Origin of the sequence: Stenotrophomonas oahuensis (assembly GCF_031834595.1) — a bacterium.
In the GTDB taxonomy this organism is placed as follows: Bacteria; Pseudomonadota; Gammaproteobacteria; order Xanthomonadales; family Xanthomonadaceae; genus Stenotrophomonas; species Stenotrophomonas oahuensis.
Genome location: NZ_CP115541.1, coordinates 1,230,125 through 1,246,490, shown reverse-complemented (window position 1 = coordinate 1,246,490; position 16,366 = coordinate 1,230,125). Strand labels below are relative to the sequence as shown.

Below are 16,366 nucleotides of genomic sequence, written 5' to 3'. Positions count from 1 at the left end.
CCTGATGTGGAACCCCTGATGGGGTGACATTAGCAAACTGTTCTGTTATTCGATAAGCAACGCGGATCAGGGGCCGCGTCCTTCACTGAGCAATGGAGCTTGCCATGAGCGGTCCGGATATCGAGGCGCGTGCCCGTGCCATCCAGGAACAAAACCAGCTTGTCCAGCAGTTGCGAGACAGCGGGAATGACAAAGAGGCAGATCGCCTTCAGGAAACCTATCACGCACGTGAAATGTCGGGGCTGGCCTCTGACGTCTATCTCTCGGCCAACAAACAAGGGAGCCCTCCTGTTGGCTGGACACGTGCCAGCAGTGATCCGGCGGCATTGCGCGCTGCGGGTCTGAACATACCTGATTCCGATCTCAAAGAACTGTTGGAACCCAAGGATTCTGGGTTCCGTGCCGATATTTACCTTCCAGACAAGGCAGTCTTCGGTGAGAGTGCAAAGCCGGTCATTGTTTACAAGGGATCTACCGGGCAAATCGTTGATCCGTCGGCTCCGGGGGGGCGACGTGAGTCGGGAGGGGAGGATTTCCTCAATAATGGCCAGCAAGGCATTGGCATGCGCAGCGATTACTACGATCGGGCCATGCAGCTCGCTTCTGTCGTTAACCAGGAGTTGCCGGGCAGCTTCGAAATCGCAGGCCACTCCCTGGGCGGCGGCATGGCCTCGGCCGCTTCCGCCGTCACCGGTGCGCGCGCCACCACCTTCAACGCCGCCGGCCTGCATCCAGACACAGCCGCGCGTTTCGGCAAGGAAAACGGCCTGCCTACCTTCAATCCGCAGCAGACGGTGCGCACCTATCAGACCGGTGGCGAGGTGCTGAACGATGTACAGAACGGCATGCAGCGGTTGAGCGAGGAGCATCGGCACGGCTACGGCCTGCTGGCCAATGAGGCAGGTCTGCTGCTGCGCGAACCGATGATGCAGAAGCTGGTCGGCGACAAGCTTCGCGAAGCCATGCCGCCAGGCGCACAGACTTCAGCGGCACAGTTCATCGAGCAGCTGGCGACCAAACCCGGCCAGGATGCACTGCGCAACATTCCCATTGCGGCCGGCCATCTTGAATTGCTTGAGGCCAAGACACGTGTAGGCGATCAACTGGTCGACCGCGCCAAGGTCAGCGCACCCAGCCAGGTTGCAGAGCTGGCTGGGCCGTTGTCTACCGTGCTGCATGCGGGCGCGCACGGCATGCAGGTTGGGCGCGTAGTCGGGCAGGGGATCGAAGCTGTCGGTGCTGGTGTTGGCTACGGCCTGGATAAAGTCGGCGATGCTGTTGAGCAGACCGCGCGCGTGCAGGGCATGGTGCTTGGCAAGACAGTGGATATGGGGTCGGCCACCCTGCAGGTCAGCACCAAGGCGGGGGCCACCGTCATTGCCAGCGGTCGTGAGCTGACCGGCATGGTTGAGTCCACCCTGCATCGTGTGGAAAGCCGTGCCCAGTCCGGTGTGTGGTCGGCAGTGGCATGGGGAGCCGACCTGATCGGCAAGGATGATCTGGCCAAGGACCTGCGCGGCAAGGCCGATTCTGCCCGTAACATGGGGGACGCCCGCGCCGAACATGCCACTCGCGATGCGCGTGAGGACGCGGCAGCAGTGCGCGCCGCCGGGCAGCGCGTCGCCAGCAGCATCGACCACGGCGGCCAATGGGTCGCCGGCTCGCTGCGCAACGGCTATGCCACCGCCGGTGCGTATGTGGACAAGGGTTACGACTTTGTCGGCTATCAGGTGAAGCACGTGACGGCCCAGGCACCGGCGGTGTTGGCCACGGTGGGTGGCACCACTGCCGCGCTGACCACGGCCGCTGCAACCCACATTCCCACCCCGGCCAAGCCCTTGAATGCCGTCAACCTGGCCGAAACCGCCGTGCTGGCCAAAAAGCTGGGCCCCGCATTTGCCGAGGCCACCGCCCGCCACGGCATGGCCGAAACCGTCATTCCCAGCCTGGATTCGGAGCTGGCCAAGCAGGAAGCCGCCGCGCGCAAACTTGTCGAGCAGCACCAGCGCATCCAGCACCCCAACGACGGCCGTCAGGCCAGCCTGAACGGCGAGCCGGCGTCGCTGGTGGTGGGCATCAACGACCCGAGCAATGCCGACTACCCGCTGTTCAAAGGCGCACAGACCGGCGTGCACGCGCTGGACGTGGCCCACAACCTCACCCCGGACCTGCACAGCGACCAGCTGGCCGGCGCACTGGCCAGCAAGGCCAAGCAGGGAGGGCTGGAGCGCATTGAACATGTTGTGCTCAGCACCGACCGCACCCGCGTGTTCGCGGTCGACACCCAGGACACCACCTCGGTGCACCGCAAGCTGGCCCAGGTGGACATTGCCGAGGGCCGCCAGCAGCCGCTCAGCGTAAGTACCGAGCAGGTCGCCGAGGTCAACCGCCAGCAGATCGCCCAGGCCACTCCCGACAAGCAGCAGGCGCAGGACCTGGACGCCGGCCAGCGCGACCAGGAGCAGCAGGCCGCCGCCCGCCGCATGGGCTGAGGCTCGCCTGTGCCCGTTTCCCGCCTGGGCCACAGTGCCCAGGCGGGTTCCCCTGGCCCCCGGCCATGGGTTACAGTCCCCCGGTGTCCATTCTGACGACCCCGCATACCCTTTCTTCCGCTCGCCGTGGTTGGCGATGGTGGCCTGTTGCCGTCGTCCGTCCCGCCACCACCGTTTCCCGGAAGGAAAGTCGTCTTGATCACGCTCGAGCAGTTCCAGCAGCAGGCCGCTGAAGGCCACACCCGTATCCCCGTTGTCCGTGAAGTGCTGTCCGACTTGGACACGCCGCTTTCGGTGTACCTGAAGCTCGCTGACGGCCCGCATACCTACCTGTTTGAATCCGTCGAAGGCGGCGAGCGCTTTGGGCGCTACTCGATCATCGGCCTGCCGGCGCGCCGGGTGTATGCCTTCCACGGCCACACCCTGACCGTGCGTGAGGCCGGGCAAGTGGTGGAAACCCGCGAGGTGGCCGATCCCTTCGCCGAAGTGGAGGCGCTGCGCAGCGCCCATTCGGTGCCCAAGCTGGCCGGCCTGCCGGGCTTCACCGGTGGGTTGGTGGGCTGGTTCGGCTTTGAATGCATCGGCTACATCGAACCGCGCCTGGCTCCGCCGCGTGGCCGCGATGAGCTGGGCACCCCGGACATCCTGCTGCTGCATTCGGAAGACCTGGCCGTCTTCGACAATCTCAAGGGCCGCCTGTACCTGATCGTGCACGCCGACCCGCGCCAGCCCGGTGCCTTCGACGAGGCGCAGGCGCGGCTGGACGCCCTGGTGGCCAAGCTGCGCGACCCGGGCGCGGGCTATCCGGCCCCGATCACCCGCGACGTACTGGACGAGAACGACTTCGTGTCTGGCTTCACCCGCGACGGCTTCATCGCTGCGGTGGACAAGTCCAAGGAATACATCCGCGCCGGCGACATCTTCCAGGTGGTGCTCAGCCAGCGCCTGAGCGTGCCGTTCAAGGCGCGCCCCGTGGATGTGTACCGCGCGCTGCGCGCGCTCAACCCGTCGCCGTACATGTATTTCCTCGACACAGGCGACGTGCAGGTGGTCGGCTCTTCACCGGAGATCCTGGTGCGCCTGCAGGACGGCGAAGTCACCGTGCGTCCCATCGCCGGCACCCGTCCGCGCGGGGCCACGGTGGAAGAAGACAACGCGCTGGAAGCCGAACTGCTGGCCGATCCCAAGGAGCGTGCCGAGCACCTGATGCTGATCGACCTCGGCCGCAATGACGCCGGCCGCGTCTCGCAGGCGGGAACGGTCGAAGTGGGCGAGCAGTTCGTGATCGAACGCTACAGCCACGTCATGCATATCGTCAGCGAAGTCACTGGCCGTCTGCAGCCGGGCCTGAGCTACGCCGATGTGCTGCGTGCCACCTTCCCCGCCGGCACGGTCAGCGGCGCGCCGAAGATCCGCGCGCTGGAAGTGATCCGCGAGCTGGAGCCGATCAAGCGCAACGTGTACGCCGGCAGCATCGGTTACATCGGCTGGCACGGCGACGCCGACACCGCCATTGCGATCCGCACCGCGGTGATCAAGGACGGCCGCCTGCACGTGCAGGCCGGTGCCGGCATCGTCTATGACTCGGACCCGGGCAAGGAATGGGACGAGACCATGAACAAGGGCCGTGCGCTGTTCCGCGCCGTTGCGCAGGCTGCCAAGGGCCTTTGAGGTTTTTTTGTTGCCGGCCAGCGGCCGGCACTACCCACAGAATTCCAGGGATTTTTCCATGTTGTGGATGATCGACAACTACGACAGCTTCACCTACAACCTTGTGCAGTACCTGCAGACGCTGGGGGCCGAGGTCAAGGTGGTGCGCAACGACGCGATGAGCGTGGACGAGATTGCCGCGCAGCGCCCCGAACGCATCGTGATCTCGCCCGGTCCGTGCACGCCCAATGAAGCGGGCGTGTCGCTGGAACTGATCCAGCGGCTGGGGCCGTCCACGCCGATCCTCGGCGTGTGCCTGGGCCACCAGAGCATCGGCCAGGTGTATGGCGGTGACGTGATCCGAGCCGGCAACATCATGCACGGCAAGACCTCGCCGATCCGGCATGAGGGCAAGGGCGTGTTCGCCGGCCTCCCGGACCGCTACCAGGCCACCCGCTACCACTCGCTGGTGGTCGACAAGACCACGCTGCCGGCGTGCCTGGAAGTGACCGCCTGGACCGAGAACGACGATGGTTCCATCGAGGAAATCATGGGCCTTCGTCATCGCGAACATCCGGTCGAGGGCGTGCAGTTCCACCCCGAATCGATCCTCACCGAGCATGGCCACGCCCTGCTGAAAAACTTCCTGCAGCGCTGAGCCGCGCTGCCCGCATCACAAAGGACACCCGCATGACCTTCTCCCCCCAGGAAGCCCTGCAGCGCACGATCGAGCATCGCGAGATCTTCTTTGACGAGATGATCGACCTGATGCGTCAGGTGATGCGCGGTGAAGTGTCACCGGTGATGACCGCCGCGATCCTGACCGGTCTGCGGGTGAAGAAGGAGACGGTCGGCGAAATCGCCGGCGCGGCCACGGTGATGCGCGAGCTGGCATTGGCGGTGCCGGTGCAGGACAAGACCCACCTTGTGGACATCGTCGGTACCGGCGGTGACGGCTCGCATACCTTCAACATCTCCACCTGCGCGATGTTCGTGGTCGCGGCCGCCGGAGCCAACGTCGCCAAGCACGGCAACCGCAGCGTGTCGTCGAAGTCCGGCAGTGCCGATGCGGTGGAGGCGCTGGGTGCGGTGATCGAACTGCGCCCGGAGCAGGTCGCGCGTGCGATCGAGGAAACCGGCATCGGCTTCATGTTCGCGCCGATGCACCACCCGGCGATGAAGGTGGTGGCACCCGTGCGCCGCGAAATGGGCGTGCGCACCATTTTCAACATTCTGGGCCCGCTGACCAATCCGGTCGGGGCCACCAATGTGCTGATGGGCGTGTTCCATCCGGATCTGGTGGGCATCCAGGCGCGCGTGCTGCGTGAGCTGGGGGCCGAGCGCGCGCTGGTGGTGTGGGGGCGCGACAACATGGACGAGATCTCGCTGGGTGCTGGCACCCTGGTGGGAGAGCTGCGTGACGGCAAAGTGCGCGAGTACGAGATCCACCCGGAAGACTTCGGCATCGCCATGTCCGCCAGCCGCAACCTGAAGGTGAGCGGGCCGGAAGAGTCCATCGCCATGCTGCGTGGCGTGCTCGACAACGAACCTGGCCCGGCGCTGGACATCGTGGCGCTGAATGCCGGTGCCGCGCTGTACGTGGCCGGCGTGGCTGAGAGCATCGCCGATGGGCTGGCGCGCGCACGCGCGGCCATTGCCGACGGCAGCGCCCGCCAGCGCATGCAGGACTACGTCGCCGCCACCCGCCGCCTGAACGACGCGGCCTGAGCCCGCCTTCACGCCCCACCCGCTACTGGCCGATAATCGCCTGCTTGACTGCATGGCTGGCCTGAAGGACCCGAATTCCCCATGAGCGACATCCTCGACACCATCCTGGCCCGCAAGGTCGAAGAAGTGGCCGCGCGCCGTGCGCAGGTGCCGCTGGAGACCCTGCAGGCCCAGGTGGCCAGCGCCCCGCCAGTACGCGGGTTCGCCCGCGCGCTGCAGGCGGCGATCGCCAACGGCGACCCGGCGGTGATTGCCGAGGTGAAGAAGGCCAGCCCGTCCAAGGGGGTGATCCGCCCGGACTTCCATCCGGCCGACATCGCGGTCAGCTACGAGTTCGGCGGGGCCAGCTGCCTGTCGGTGCTGACCGACGTGGACTTCTTCCAGGGGGCCGACGCCTACCTGCAGCAGGCGCGCGACGCCTGCACTCTGCCGGTGCTGCGCAAGGACTTCGTGATCGACCCGTATCAGGTCTACGAGGCGCGCGTGCTGGGCGCGGACTGCATCCTGCTGATCGTGGCCGCGCTGGATGATCGCCAGCTGGCCGAACTGTCCGACCTGGCGATGCAGCTGGGCATGGACGTGCTGGTGGAAGTACACGATATCGACGAGCTGGAGCGTGCCTTGCAGGTGCCGGTGCCGCTGGTCGGCATCAACAACCGAAACCTGCGCACCTTCGAAGTCTCGCTGCAGACCACGCTGGAGATGCGTCAGGCGGTGCCGCGCGACCGTCTGCTGGTGACCGAAAGCGGCATTCTCGGGCCGGATGATGTAGCGCTGATGCGCAACGCAGGCGTCCATGCGTTCCTGGTCGGTGAGGCCTTCATGCGGGTGGAGGAGCCCGGCGAAGGCCTGCGTCAGCTATTCTTCAACGCATGACTGTGACCTATCCGACACCGCACGACGATGCCCCGCTGGTCGTCTTCGACTTCGATCACACCCTGTACGACGGCGATTCCGGCAGCCATCTGTTCGCCTCGCTGATCAAGCGCAATCCGCTGCGGCTGCTGGCCGCGCTGCTGGTCACCCCCATCGCGGGGCCGCTGGTGGCGATGCTGCCGACCCGGCGTACCGGCATCTCGGTCTACGTGTGGATTGCCACCTTCGGGCTGCACCGCGCGCGCGAGTTCAACCGGGTCATTGACGCCTACGTGATCAAGCACGAGGCGCAGCTGCGCGCCAAGCTGCTGCCACAGGCGCTGGCGGTGTTCGCCCAACACCGCGCCAAGGGCGACCGCGTGGTCGTCGCCACCGGTGCGCCGCCGGAGCTGGCCCGCGCCATCCTCGCCTTCGTCGCCCACCAGGGTGTGCCGGTGATCGGCAGCGAAGTGGGGCCGCGCCTGGGCGCAGTCGGGGCGACCCGGCACTGCCACAACGAAGAAAAGATGCGCATGCTGCGCGAGCGCGGCTATGGCGACATCGACGTGGCGTACTCGGACAGCACCGCCGATCTGCCGCTGCTGCTGGCAGCGAAGGATCCGGTGGTGGTGAATCCGAAGCACTCGAAGGTGGCGTTCTTCCGCCAGGTGTTGAAGCCGGGTACGCGCATCCTCAATTGGGGTTGTGTGGATCGCGGCGGAGATCGGTAACGACCAACGGTCGTTACCTACCGGACCGGTAGCGCACGACCGTTGGTCGTGCGACGGCGCATCGCGCCGCGCCATCAGCCGCCGAGCCACCCCTTCACCGCACTGCCCACCTGGAACAGGCTGATCCCCAGCACCAGCACACCCACGGCGACCAGCACCCAGCGTTCTTTCACGCGCTTGACCAGAATGGCCGCCAACGGCGCGGCCATCATGCCGCCGATCAGCAGGCCGGCGACGATGTTCAGGTACTGCAGGCCCATCGACAGCAGGAACGTGACCGACACCGCCACGGTGACCACGAACTCGGCGGCATTGACCGTACCGATGGTGGTGCGCGCCTGGCCGCCACGCGCCAGCAGGGTCGAGGTGGCCACCGGACCCCAGCCGCCGCCGCCGCTGGCGTCCAGCATGCCGGCCACGAAGCCCAGCAGCGGCACGCGTTTGACCTCCTGACGCGGGACCAGCCGCCCTGCTGCGCGCAGCAGGATGAACACCGCCAGCACCAGCAGATAGGCGTAGATGAAGGGACGGATCGCGTCGCCAGGCAGCTGGGTCAGCACGTAAGCCCCCAGCACCCCGCCCACTGCACCCGGCAGGGCCAGGCGCAGGAACAGCCGCTTGTCGACGTTGCCGGCTACCAGGTGGGAGACCCCCGAGGCGCCGGTGGTGAACACTTCAGCCGTATGCACGCTGGCGCTGACCGCCGCGGGCGGGATGCCCATGCTGAGCATCACCGAGGATGACACCAGCCCGAATGCCATGCCCAGCGCGCCGTCCACCAGCTGCGCGCCGAGGCCGATCAGGATGAACCAATAGAATTCGCTGCCTAGTTCCATGCCCTCAGCCTATCGGGTCCAGGTGAAGGCCGCGGTACGGCGTGACGACCAACGGTCGTCACCTACCAGAGGGAATCGGGAGTCGGTAGCACCCCACCGTTGGCGGGGTGACGGCGCAACGCGCCGGGTTTTACCGGGTGCCGTACAGAACAACCGTCTTGCCACGCGCATGCAGCAGCCCGTCGCTCTGCAGCTTCTTCAGCACGCGCCCGGCCATTTCACGCGAGCAGCCCACCAAGCGCGCCAGCTCCTGGCGTGACACGCGCAGCTGGGTGCCCTGCGGGTGGCTCATGGCCTCCGGCTCCTTGGACAGGTCGTGCAGGGTGCGCACGATGCGGTCGGTCACATCCAGGAACGCCAGCCGGCTGGCCTTGCGGCTGGTATCGAGCAGGCGCTTGGAGACCTGCTGGCCCAGGGCATACAGCAGACGGGGGGCGTCGGAGGAGAGCGGCCCCAGGAACAGCTGGTGCAGGCGCTCGTAGCTGATCTCGGCCAGCTCGCAGGGGGTACGGGTGCGCAGCACCACTTCACGGCGGTCGGATTCGACGAACAGGCCCATTTCGCCGACGAACTCGCCCGCGCCGAAGTAGCCCAGCACCAGTTCGCGGTCGTCTTCTTCCTCGGCCATTATCGAAACCGAGCCGCTGATCACGTAGTAGAGGGTTCCGGCGGGGTCCCCGGGCCGGAACACGTCGGTCCGGGCGGGGTAGCGCCGGCGGTGGCTGTGGGCCAGAAACCGGTCAATGGTGGCGATGTCCAGGGCCAATGGACTTGTAGCAAGGCGCACAGTTGACACGGTAAGGCGCTCCCTCTGCTCATGAAGAATTCACGGCTGTATCCCGCGAGCTTAACGATCAGCATTGTGAAGGGCAAACCCAGCACACGAACTTGCCTCGATGCAAGTTTCGCCCCCGGCCGGTTTGCCCCATAATTCCCCCTTTCCCACCACACACAGGATCGACCGCCGTGGTCAAGCCGTTGCCTCGCCTGAGGTTGCAGGGTTTCAACAACCTCACCAAGGCGCTGAGCTTCAACATCTATGACGTGTGTTACGCCCGCACCGAAGAGGAGCGCCAGCGTTACATTGAATACATCGATGAAGAGTACAACGCCGATAGGCTGACTCAAATCTTGACCGATGTCGCTGAGATCATCGGCGCCAACATCCTCAACGTCGCACGCCAGGATTACGATCCGCAGGGTGCGTCGGTGACCATCCTGATCTCCGAAGAACCGGTGATCGACAAGAAGCTGGCCGGCAAGGAGCTGATCTCCGACGCCGTGGTCGCGCACATGGACAAGAGCCACATCACTGTCCACACCTACCCGGAAACCCATCCGCAGGAAGGTATTGCGACGTTCCGTGCCGACATCGACGTGGCCACCTGTGGCGTGATCTCGCCGCTGAAGGCGCTGAACTACCTGATCGAGAGTCTGGAATCGGACATCGTGATCATGGACTACCGCGTGCGTGGCTTCACCCGTGACGTGAAGGGCAAGAAGCACTTCATCGATCACAAGATCAACTCGATCCAGAACTTCCTGGCCAAGAACATCAAGTCGCGTTACGAGATGTTCGACGTCAACGTCTACCAGGAAAACATCTTCCACACGAAGATGCACCTGAAGGACTTCGACCTGGACCAGTACCTGTTCGAAGAGAAGGCCAAGAACCTGTCCTTCAAGGAACGCATGAAGATCGAAGCGCTGCTCAAGCGCGAGATCGAAGAGCTGTTCCACGGACGCAATCTGTCCGAGTAACCGGTTGCGTGGAACGTCTGGTCGCGCAGATCCGACGTTTCACGGCCTCGTGAACAGACGGCCCGGCGTGAAGACGTCGGGCCGTTTTGTTTCCATTCATCACAACCGGTAGGCCACGCCCTTCATCACCTTCGAAGCCAGCGCCATCACGCTCGGAATCGGCCGCGGCAGGCGGCGCGCCCCGGCATGCTCGGCGTGGTCGGCATGGCGGGCCTCATCGATCTTCATCACTTTGAGGATCTCGCGGCTGCGCAGGTCGGCCGGGGGCAGGGTGCCCAGGTGCTCGTCCAAGTGGGCTTCGACCTGGCGCTCGGTTTCGACCACGAAGCCCAGGTTCCAGCCGTCGCCGCGCAGCCCGGCCAGGGTGCCGATGGTGTAGCTGCCGGCATACCACAGCGGGTTGAACAGGCTGGGGCGGCTGTCCAGTTCGCGCAGGCGCTGCGCGCACCAGGCCAGGTGGTCGGTCTCTTCCTGGGCGGCTTCCAGCAGATGGGCGCGGGTTTCCGGCTCGCGGGCCACGGCGGCCTGGCCGAAGTACAGGCCCTGGGCGCAGACCTCGCCGACGTGGTTGATGCGCATCAGGCCGGCGGCGTGGCGGCGCTCATCCACGTCCAGTTCCACGTCCGGGGTGGCTTCGGCGGGGTAGGGGCGGTGTGCCGGCGGGTTGCCGAACACCGTGTCCAGGGCCCGTTGGGCTTCGGTCAGCAGGTGGTCCAGCGGGGTGATCTGGCGGAGCGAGGTCATGCGCAGGCACGGCAGCAGCGGGGGGGGGCCGATTTTCGCCCGGGCGGCGGCCCGGTGCCAACCATTGCCTCCGGCTGGCTTGCATGGCGGCCGGGGTGCCGGTACAATCCCGCCTCTTCACAACGCGTGGCAGAGTTCCGGTGGTTTCACCGCCGTAATGAGCCCGACCTACTTGAGTTCTTTCATGAGCACTTTCACTGCAAAGTCCGAGACCGTCCAGCGCGACTGGTATCTCGTTGACGCCTCCGGCAAGACGCTGGGCCGTCTGTCCACCGAGCTGGCCCGCCGTCTGCGCGGCAAGCACAAGCCGGTTTACACCCCGCACGTCGACACCGGTGACTACCTGGTTGTCATCAATGCAGAAAAGATTGCCGTCACCGGCAACAAGCTGCAGGACAAGCTGTACCACCGCTTCACTGGCTACATCGGCAACCTGAAGACCGAAACCCTGGCCCAGGCGCTGGAGCGCCACCCGGAACGCGTCATCGAAATCGCCGTCAAGGGCATGCTGCCGAAGGGCCCGCTGGGCCGCGCCATGTACCGTAAGCTCAAGGTGTACTCGGGCTCCGAGCACCCGCACGCCGCTCAGCAGCCCCAGGTTCTGGATATCTAATCATGGCTATCACTCAAAACTACGGCACCGGCCGCCGCAAGTCCTCCACTGCCCGCGTGTTCCTGCGCAAGGGCGCTGGCAACATCACCGTCAACGGCCGTCCGCTGGACGAGTTCTTTGGTCGTGAAACCGCTCGCATGATCGTGCGTCAGCCGCTGGAGCTGACCAAGAACACCGAGAGCTTCGACATCACCGTGACCGCCGCTGGCGGTGGCACCACCGGCCAGGCCGGTGCGATCCGCCTGGGCATCGCCCGCGCGCTGGTCGAGTACGACGAAACCCTGAAGTCCGAGCTGCGCAAGGCTGGCTTCATGACCCGTGACGCCCGTGAAGTCGAGCGTAAGAAGGTCGGTCTGCACAAGGCCCGTCGCGCCACCCAGTTCTCCAAGCGTTAATCACGCCTGGGTTGGGCTCCTCGGAGCCCAGCTGGGAAAAGCAAAAGTCCGGCTCCGGCCGGGCTTTTGTCGTTTCTGGGGTTTGCTGCGACATCTGATGCATGTTGCTGGGCATGGCCCGGCACTACGCCGCGTGTGATCCAATCAGATCGTCCCGCCACCGAAAGGCGAGCGAAGCGCAGCCGCCCATCTGGAGAAGAGCCCCCTTGATGTTCAAGGGGGCGCGCCGAAGGCGCGGGGATAAGGTGGCGTGCGCGACCAAACAAAAAGAAAAGGCCAGATCGAAGATCTGGCCTTTTCTTTTTGTTTGGCTGCCCCGGATGGATTCGAACCACCGAATGCCTGAGTCAGAGTCAGGTGCCTTACCGCTTGGCGACGGGGCAATATGTGCGTGCAATTATTGCACTTTTCCCAAGTTAAACCAAGCGAACTTGGTGGCTATGGGTGGACTCGAACCACCGACCCCAGCATTATGAGTGCTGTGCTCTAACCGGCTGAGCTACATAGCCTTGGGAGCCGGTAATTCTGGGGTGGCAAACGGGATCTGTCAACACTTTTCCATCACGCTTGTGAGTGGGGAGTCGGCATGGCACAGTCCCAACCAGTAGATTTTATTCAGGAGTCCGCATCGTGATCGATCCGGACGGCTATCGACCGAACGTCGGCATTGTGCTGATGCGGCAGGACGGGCAGGTGTTCTGGGCACGACGTGTGCGCCGGGACGGCTGGCAGTTCCCGCAAGGCGGCATGAATACCGACGAAACCCCGGTCGAGGCCATGTATCGCGAGTTGCAGGAAGAAACCGGTCTGTTGCCTGAGCACGTGGAAGTGCTCGGTGCGACACCCGGCTGGCTGCGCTATCGCCTGCCAGCACGGGCGGTGCGGCGCAATGAGCGTCAGGTCTGCATTGGCCAGAAGCAGGTGTGGTTCCTGCTGCGTCTGGCCGGCGACGAGTCGCATGTGAAGCTGGACCATACCGACAGCCCCGAGTTCGACCAGTGGCGCTGGGTGGACTTCTGGTACCCGGTGGAGCACGTGGTGATGTTCAAGCGCGGGGTCTATGCCCGGGCGTTGCGCCACCTGGCTCCGCTGGCGCGCGGGGTCGCCGGAGCGGGGGTGCAGAACATGCCCAAGTCGGCCCAGGAGGCCTGGATGCCGGGCAATGCGGCCGGGCATGACCGCCCGCGCAAGCGCGCGCCTGCGCCCAAGCGCGGCGGGGGCTACTGGCCGAGGAAGAAGACCGAGCCGGGTGGTGGCCAGGCTGGCTGAATCCTATCGAGAATGATTCAGTTTCGAAATTGACAACCATTCTCGTTTCGATTCAAATGCGCATAGGCCGATTCCGGCCTGTCAGCCGAGTCCGTCACGTGTACGTCTGCATCTGCAATGGGGTTACCGACCACCAGATCCGCGAAGCCGCCCAGAGCGGTGTCGCGAACGTGGCCGAACTGACCATGCGGACCGGCTGCGGCGCGACCTGCGGCTCGTGCCTCGACATGGCCGCCGATCTTCTGGCCAAGGCCCGCAACACCCACGACCTGCCGCTGCCTGTTCTGGGTTTGGCCCAGGTTGCCTGACCAAGGCCGCCCGACCAACGGTCGGGCGCTACCGTTCGGGCGGCCGTCGTCCGTCAATGCGCAGGGCCGGTAGCAACCGACCGTTGGTCGGTTGGCATTCGATACGGTTTTGATTCGCGTTTAATCATCCCCCGTCCCAACGCGCTACAGTGCCGGCGTTTTCACGCTGCAGGAGCACGGTCATGAAGGGCGACGCCAAGGTCATCGAATTCCTCAACAAGGTCCTCTACAACGAGCTGACCGCCATCAACCAGTACTTCCTGCACGCCAAGATGCTGAAGAACTGGGGGCTGAAGGAACTCTCCGAACACGAGTACAAGGAATCGATCGAGGAAATGAAGCACGCCGACGTGCTGTCCGATCGCATCCTGTTCCTGGAAGGCCTGCCGAACTTCCAGGCGCTGGGAAAGCTGCGCATCGGCGAAAATCCGACCGAGATCCTGCAGTGCGACCTGACGCTGGAACGCGAAGGCGCGGTCACCCTGCGTGAGGCGGTGGCTTACGCCGACTCCGTGGGCGACTACGTGAGCCGCCAGTTGTTCGTGAAGATCCTCGACAACGAGGAAGAGCACATCGACTGGCTGGAAACCCAGCTTGACCTGATCGAACGCATCGGCGAACCGCAGTACCTGCTGACCAAGCTGGAAGAGTGAGTTACGGCGCGGCCGGATTGCGCAGGGCGGATTGATACCCGGCCAGCGCGATCCGCGCACGCGCGAACTCGGCCACCAGCAGCGCCACGGCCACGGCCGGGCGCTCCAGAGAGCCCGCGCGTGCATCCTGCTCGATACGCAGGGCCGCCATCGACAGCGCCATCGCGCCCACATTCGCGCTTGCCGACTTGAGGCTGTGCGCCAGGTTGCGCAGTTGTTCCAGGTCACCGGCCACCGACGCATCCTGCAGCTGGCGGATCAGGGGTGGGGTGTCGTCCAGGAACACGCCGATGATGTGCGCGGTCTCCGGCCCGATCACCTCCTGCAGTTCGTCCAGCACGCTCGGATCCAGCACTGTCTGGGGCGCGTCCTCGCCCCGCAGCTCAGGCTCCAGCCCGCGCAGCAACGGCGCGTCGTTGAGCGGCGGCAGGGGTGGCGGCGTGGGTATCGGCAGGGGCTCGGCCTGCACGGCCAGGGCAACCGCGTTGTTCTCCGCATTCTGCTGCCAGCGCAGCAGGCAGGCCTGCAGCGACTCGCGGTTGACCGGCTTGGACAGATAGTCGTCCATGCCGGCCTGCAGGCAGCGTTCGCGGTCGCCTGCCATCGCGTTGGCCGTCATCGCCACGATCGGCAAGCGGCCAACCCGGCTTTCTGCTTCCAGCGCCCGCCAGCGGCGGGTAGCGGTGTAGCCGTCCATCACCGGCATCTGACAGTCCATCAACACCAGGTCGAACGACTGGGTCTGCAGTGCCCGCAGTGCCTGCTCGCCGTCGGTGGCGGTGGTGACGGTGCAGCCCAGCACCTGCAGCAGGCGCTGGGCAACCAGCAGGTTGACGCTGTTGTCTTCCACCAGCAGCAGGTTCAAGCCCAGCTGCTGCGCTTCCACCGGCTCGGCGTAGTCCTCCACATTGACCAGCAGCGGGGCCGGGCGCGCACTGGGCTGCGGCGGACGCAGCAGCGCATGCAGTTCGATGTCGCCCACGTCGCGCGACACCGCCAATGCGTCCTCATGCAGCAGCGCGGCCAGCGACTCGGTGCCCTCCAGCCACAGCAGCTGCGGGCGCGGCTCGCGCGGTTCGCGCAGCACGGCGCGGTGCAGCGCGGTGGCCCCGTGGCGCAGCGCATCGGCGTCGGCGATCACCCAGGTCAGGTCCGGCTCGATCCCGCGCCGCGATGGCGCGCGCAGGATATCCAGGGCAGCCGAGGCGCTTTCCACCGTGTGCAGGCGGATGTCGTGGTGCAGGGTCACCCGCTGGAGGCGCTGGATCAGCAGCGGGTCCTGGCTGACCAGCAGGGCGCGGGTGGTGGCGCTGGGTGGCGGCAGGTCGCCGGCCACCTTCAGCAAGGGAATTTCGAACCAGAAGTTGGCACCGTGCCCCGGTGTCGAGCTGACCCCGATACGCCCGTGCATCAGGTCGATGATGCGCTTGCAGATCGCCAGTCCCAGCCCGGTGCCGCCATAAATGCGGGTGGTGGAGGCATCGGCCTGGCTGAAGGACTGGAACAGACGCGACTGCATTGCCGGCTCGATGCCGATCCCGCTGTCGATCACCTCGAAACGCAGCAGATGCTGGTTGCCGCTCTCACCCTGGCGGCCCACCCGCAGGCGGATGCCACCGCGCTCGGTGAACTTGATCGCGTTCACCAGCAGGTTGCCCAGCACCTGGCGCAGCCGCACCGGGTCGCCGCGTACCGCCAGCCGCACCGAAGTATCCAGTTCCAGTGTTAGGGCCAGACGCTTGGCCTCGGCCGTGCGCCGCATCAGCTGCACCAGCCCTTCCAGCAGTTCGCGCAGGTTGAAGGTGGTGGTCTCCAGGTCCAGTCCCTTGGCCTCCAGACGGGAGTAATCCAGGATGTCGTCGACGATGCGCAGCAACTGCTGCGAGCTGACCGTGGCGGTCTGCAGCATCTGCCGCTGGTCGCTGGCCAGTTGCCCGCGTGCGATCAGGTCCAGCATCGGCAGAATGCCGTTGAGCGGCGTGCGGATCTCATGGCTCATGGTGGCCAGGAACTCGCCCTTGGCCAGCGCGGCGGTTTCAGCCGCCTGTTTGGCCTGCAGCAGCTCCTGTTCCAGCGCGTCCTGCTGCTGCAGCGTGCGTAGCAGCTGGTCGCGCTCGCCGGTCAGGGCCGCGTGGCGACGCTGCTGCTGTACAAGGGTGCCCTTCAGGTCGTGCCAGCGGCGCATCGCCACCAGTGCGGCCACCAGGGCCACGCCTGCGGCACCGGCCGCGATCCACATCCACGGCGCACGTAGTGTCGCGACCGCCAACACGCTGGACGTGGCCGCCAGCGCGGAGGTGATGGCCGCCATCCAGAACGCGAATGGAACCC

Annotated in this window: 16 protein-coding genes and 2 tRNA genes; 12 read left to right on the top strand and 6 right to left on the bottom strand. The window is 65.5% G+C overall.

The window, feature by feature from the left end:
* Positions 1–92 precede the first annotated feature (92 nt).
* The 6 genes from PDM29_RS05425 (at position 93) to PDM29_RS05400 (ending at position 7,456) form a co-directional block, all read left to right on the top strand.
* The gene (locus PDM29_RS05425; RefSeq protein ID WP_484606901.1) at positions 93–2,492 is read left to right on the top strand and encodes a Tle-like phospholipase domain-containing protein; all 2,400 of its coding nucleotides are present in this window, start codon (positions 93–95) and stop codon (positions 2,490–2,492) included.
* Positions 2,493–2,687: 195 nt separating this feature from the next.
* Positions 2,688–4,163: an anthranilate synthase component I gene (gene trpE / locus PDM29_RS05420; protein WP_311192858.1), complete on the top strand. Its 1,476-nt coding sequence runs from the start codon at positions 2,688–2,690 to the stop codon at positions 4,161–4,163.
* 58 nt (positions 4,164–4,221) lie between these two features.
* The gene (locus PDM29_RS05415; protein WP_311192857.1) at positions 4,222–4,800 is read left to right on the top strand and encodes an anthranilate synthase component II; all 579 of its coding nucleotides are present in this window, start codon (positions 4,222–4,224) and stop codon (positions 4,798–4,800) included.
* A gap of 32 nt (positions 4,801–4,832) precedes the next feature.
* Entirely contained in the window at positions 4,833–5,870 is a 1,038-nt protein-coding gene (trpD, locus tag PDM29_RS05410; protein ID WP_311192856.1) for an anthranilate phosphoribosyltransferase, read from the top strand.
* Between the two features lie 81 nt (positions 5,871–5,951).
* On the top strand, positions 5,952–6,746 hold the full coding sequence (gene trpC, locus PDM29_RS05405) for an indole-3-glycerol phosphate synthase TrpC (RefSeq protein ID WP_311192855.1): 795 nt from the start codon (positions 5,952–5,954) through the stop codon (positions 6,744–6,746).
* On the top strand, positions 6,743–7,456 hold the full coding sequence (locus PDM29_RS05400) for a haloacid dehalogenase-like hydrolase (protein ID WP_311192854.1): 714 nt from the start codon (positions 6,743–6,745) through the stop codon (positions 7,454–7,456). Before trpC ends, PDM29_RS05400 begins: the two co-directional genes overlap by 4 nt.
* A 74-nt stretch (positions 7,457–7,530) precedes the next feature.
* Here the strand turns inward: PDM29_RS05400 and PDM29_RS05395 are convergent, their stop codons facing one another.
* Positions 7,531–8,292 carry a sulfite exporter TauE/SafE family protein gene (locus PDM29_RS05395; protein ID WP_311192853.1) on the bottom strand — a complete coding sequence of 254 codons (762 nt, stop codon included), beginning with the start codon at positions 8,290–8,292 and terminating at the stop codon, positions 7,531–7,533.
* Between the two features lie 130 nt (positions 8,293–8,422).
* Positions 8,423–9,088, bottom strand: a complete 666-nt coding sequence (gene crp / locus PDM29_RS05390) for a cAMP-activated global transcriptional regulator CRP (RefSeq protein WP_125360303.1) — start codon at positions 9,086–9,088, stop codon at positions 8,423–8,425.
* 170 nt (positions 9,089–9,258) lie between these two features.
* On the opposite strand from crp, the gene speD reads away from it, so the two are divergent.
* Positions 9,259–10,053 carry an adenosylmethionine decarboxylase gene (gene speD / locus PDM29_RS05385; protein WP_005411315.1) on the top strand — a complete coding sequence of 265 codons (795 nt, stop codon included), beginning with the start codon at positions 9,259–9,261 and terminating at the stop codon, positions 10,051–10,053.
* A gap of 99 nt (positions 10,054–10,152) precedes the next feature.
* Here speD and coq7 read toward each other — a convergent pair whose 3' ends face one another.
* Positions 10,153–10,797, bottom strand: coding sequence for a 2-polyprenyl-3-methyl-6-methoxy-1,4-benzoquinone monooxygenase (coq7, locus tag PDM29_RS05380; RefSeq protein WP_311192852.1), 645 nt, complete (start codon positions 10,795–10,797; stop codon positions 10,153–10,155).
* Positions 10,798–10,981: 184 nt separating this feature from the next.
* Here coq7 and rplM point away from each other — a divergent pair, with 184 nt between their 5' ends.
* Together rplM and rpsI are read left to right on the top strand one after the other, a co-directional pair.
* Positions 10,982–11,410, top strand: a complete 429-nt coding sequence (gene rplM, locus PDM29_RS05375; RefSeq protein ID WP_311192851.1) for a 50S ribosomal protein L13 — start codon at positions 10,982–10,984, stop codon at positions 11,408–11,410.
* A gap of 2 nt (positions 11,411–11,412) precedes the next feature.
* Positions 11,413–11,805, top strand: coding sequence for a 30S ribosomal protein S9 (rpsI, locus tag PDM29_RS05370; protein ID WP_125360306.1), 393 nt, complete (start codon positions 11,413–11,415; stop codon positions 11,803–11,805).
* A gap of 308 nt (positions 11,806–12,113) precedes the next feature.
* Here the strand turns inward: rpsI and PDM29_RS05365 are convergent.
* Together PDM29_RS05365 and PDM29_RS05360 are read right to left on the bottom strand one after the other, a co-directional pair.
* Positions 12,114–12,188, bottom strand: a tRNA-Gln gene (locus tag PDM29_RS05365).
* Between the two features lie 49 nt (positions 12,189–12,237).
* Positions 12,238–12,314, bottom strand: a tRNA-Met gene (locus PDM29_RS05360).
* Between the two features lie 121 nt (positions 12,315–12,435).
* Here PDM29_RS05360 and PDM29_RS05355 point away from each other — a divergent pair.
* From PDM29_RS05355 to bfr, 3 genes are all read left to right on the top strand, one after another.
* Complete coding sequence (locus PDM29_RS05355; RefSeq protein WP_311192850.1) at positions 12,436–13,074, top strand: RNA pyrophosphohydrolase; 639 nt, start codon at positions 12,436–12,438, stop codon at positions 13,072–13,074.
* Between the two features lie 98 nt (positions 13,075–13,172).
* Positions 13,173–13,382, top strand: coding sequence for a (2Fe-2S)-binding protein (locus PDM29_RS05350; protein ID WP_311192849.1), 210 nt, complete (start codon positions 13,173–13,175; stop codon positions 13,380–13,382).
* 182 nt (positions 13,383–13,564) lie between these two features.
* A complete protein-coding gene (gene bfr, locus PDM29_RS05345; RefSeq protein ID WP_311192848.1) occupies positions 13,565–14,035 on the top strand; it encodes a bacterioferritin in 471 nt (156 codons plus the stop codon).
* A 1-nt stretch (position 14,036) separates the two neighbouring features.
* Here the strand turns inward: bfr and PDM29_RS05340 are convergent, their stop codons facing one another.
* Positions 14,037–16,346 (bottom strand): hybrid sensor histidine kinase/response regulator, encoded by a 2,310-nt coding sequence (locus tag PDM29_RS05340; protein ID WP_311192847.1) that lies wholly within the window; start codon positions 16,344–16,346, stop codon positions 14,037–14,039.
* Positions 16,347–16,366 lie beyond the last annotated feature (20 nt).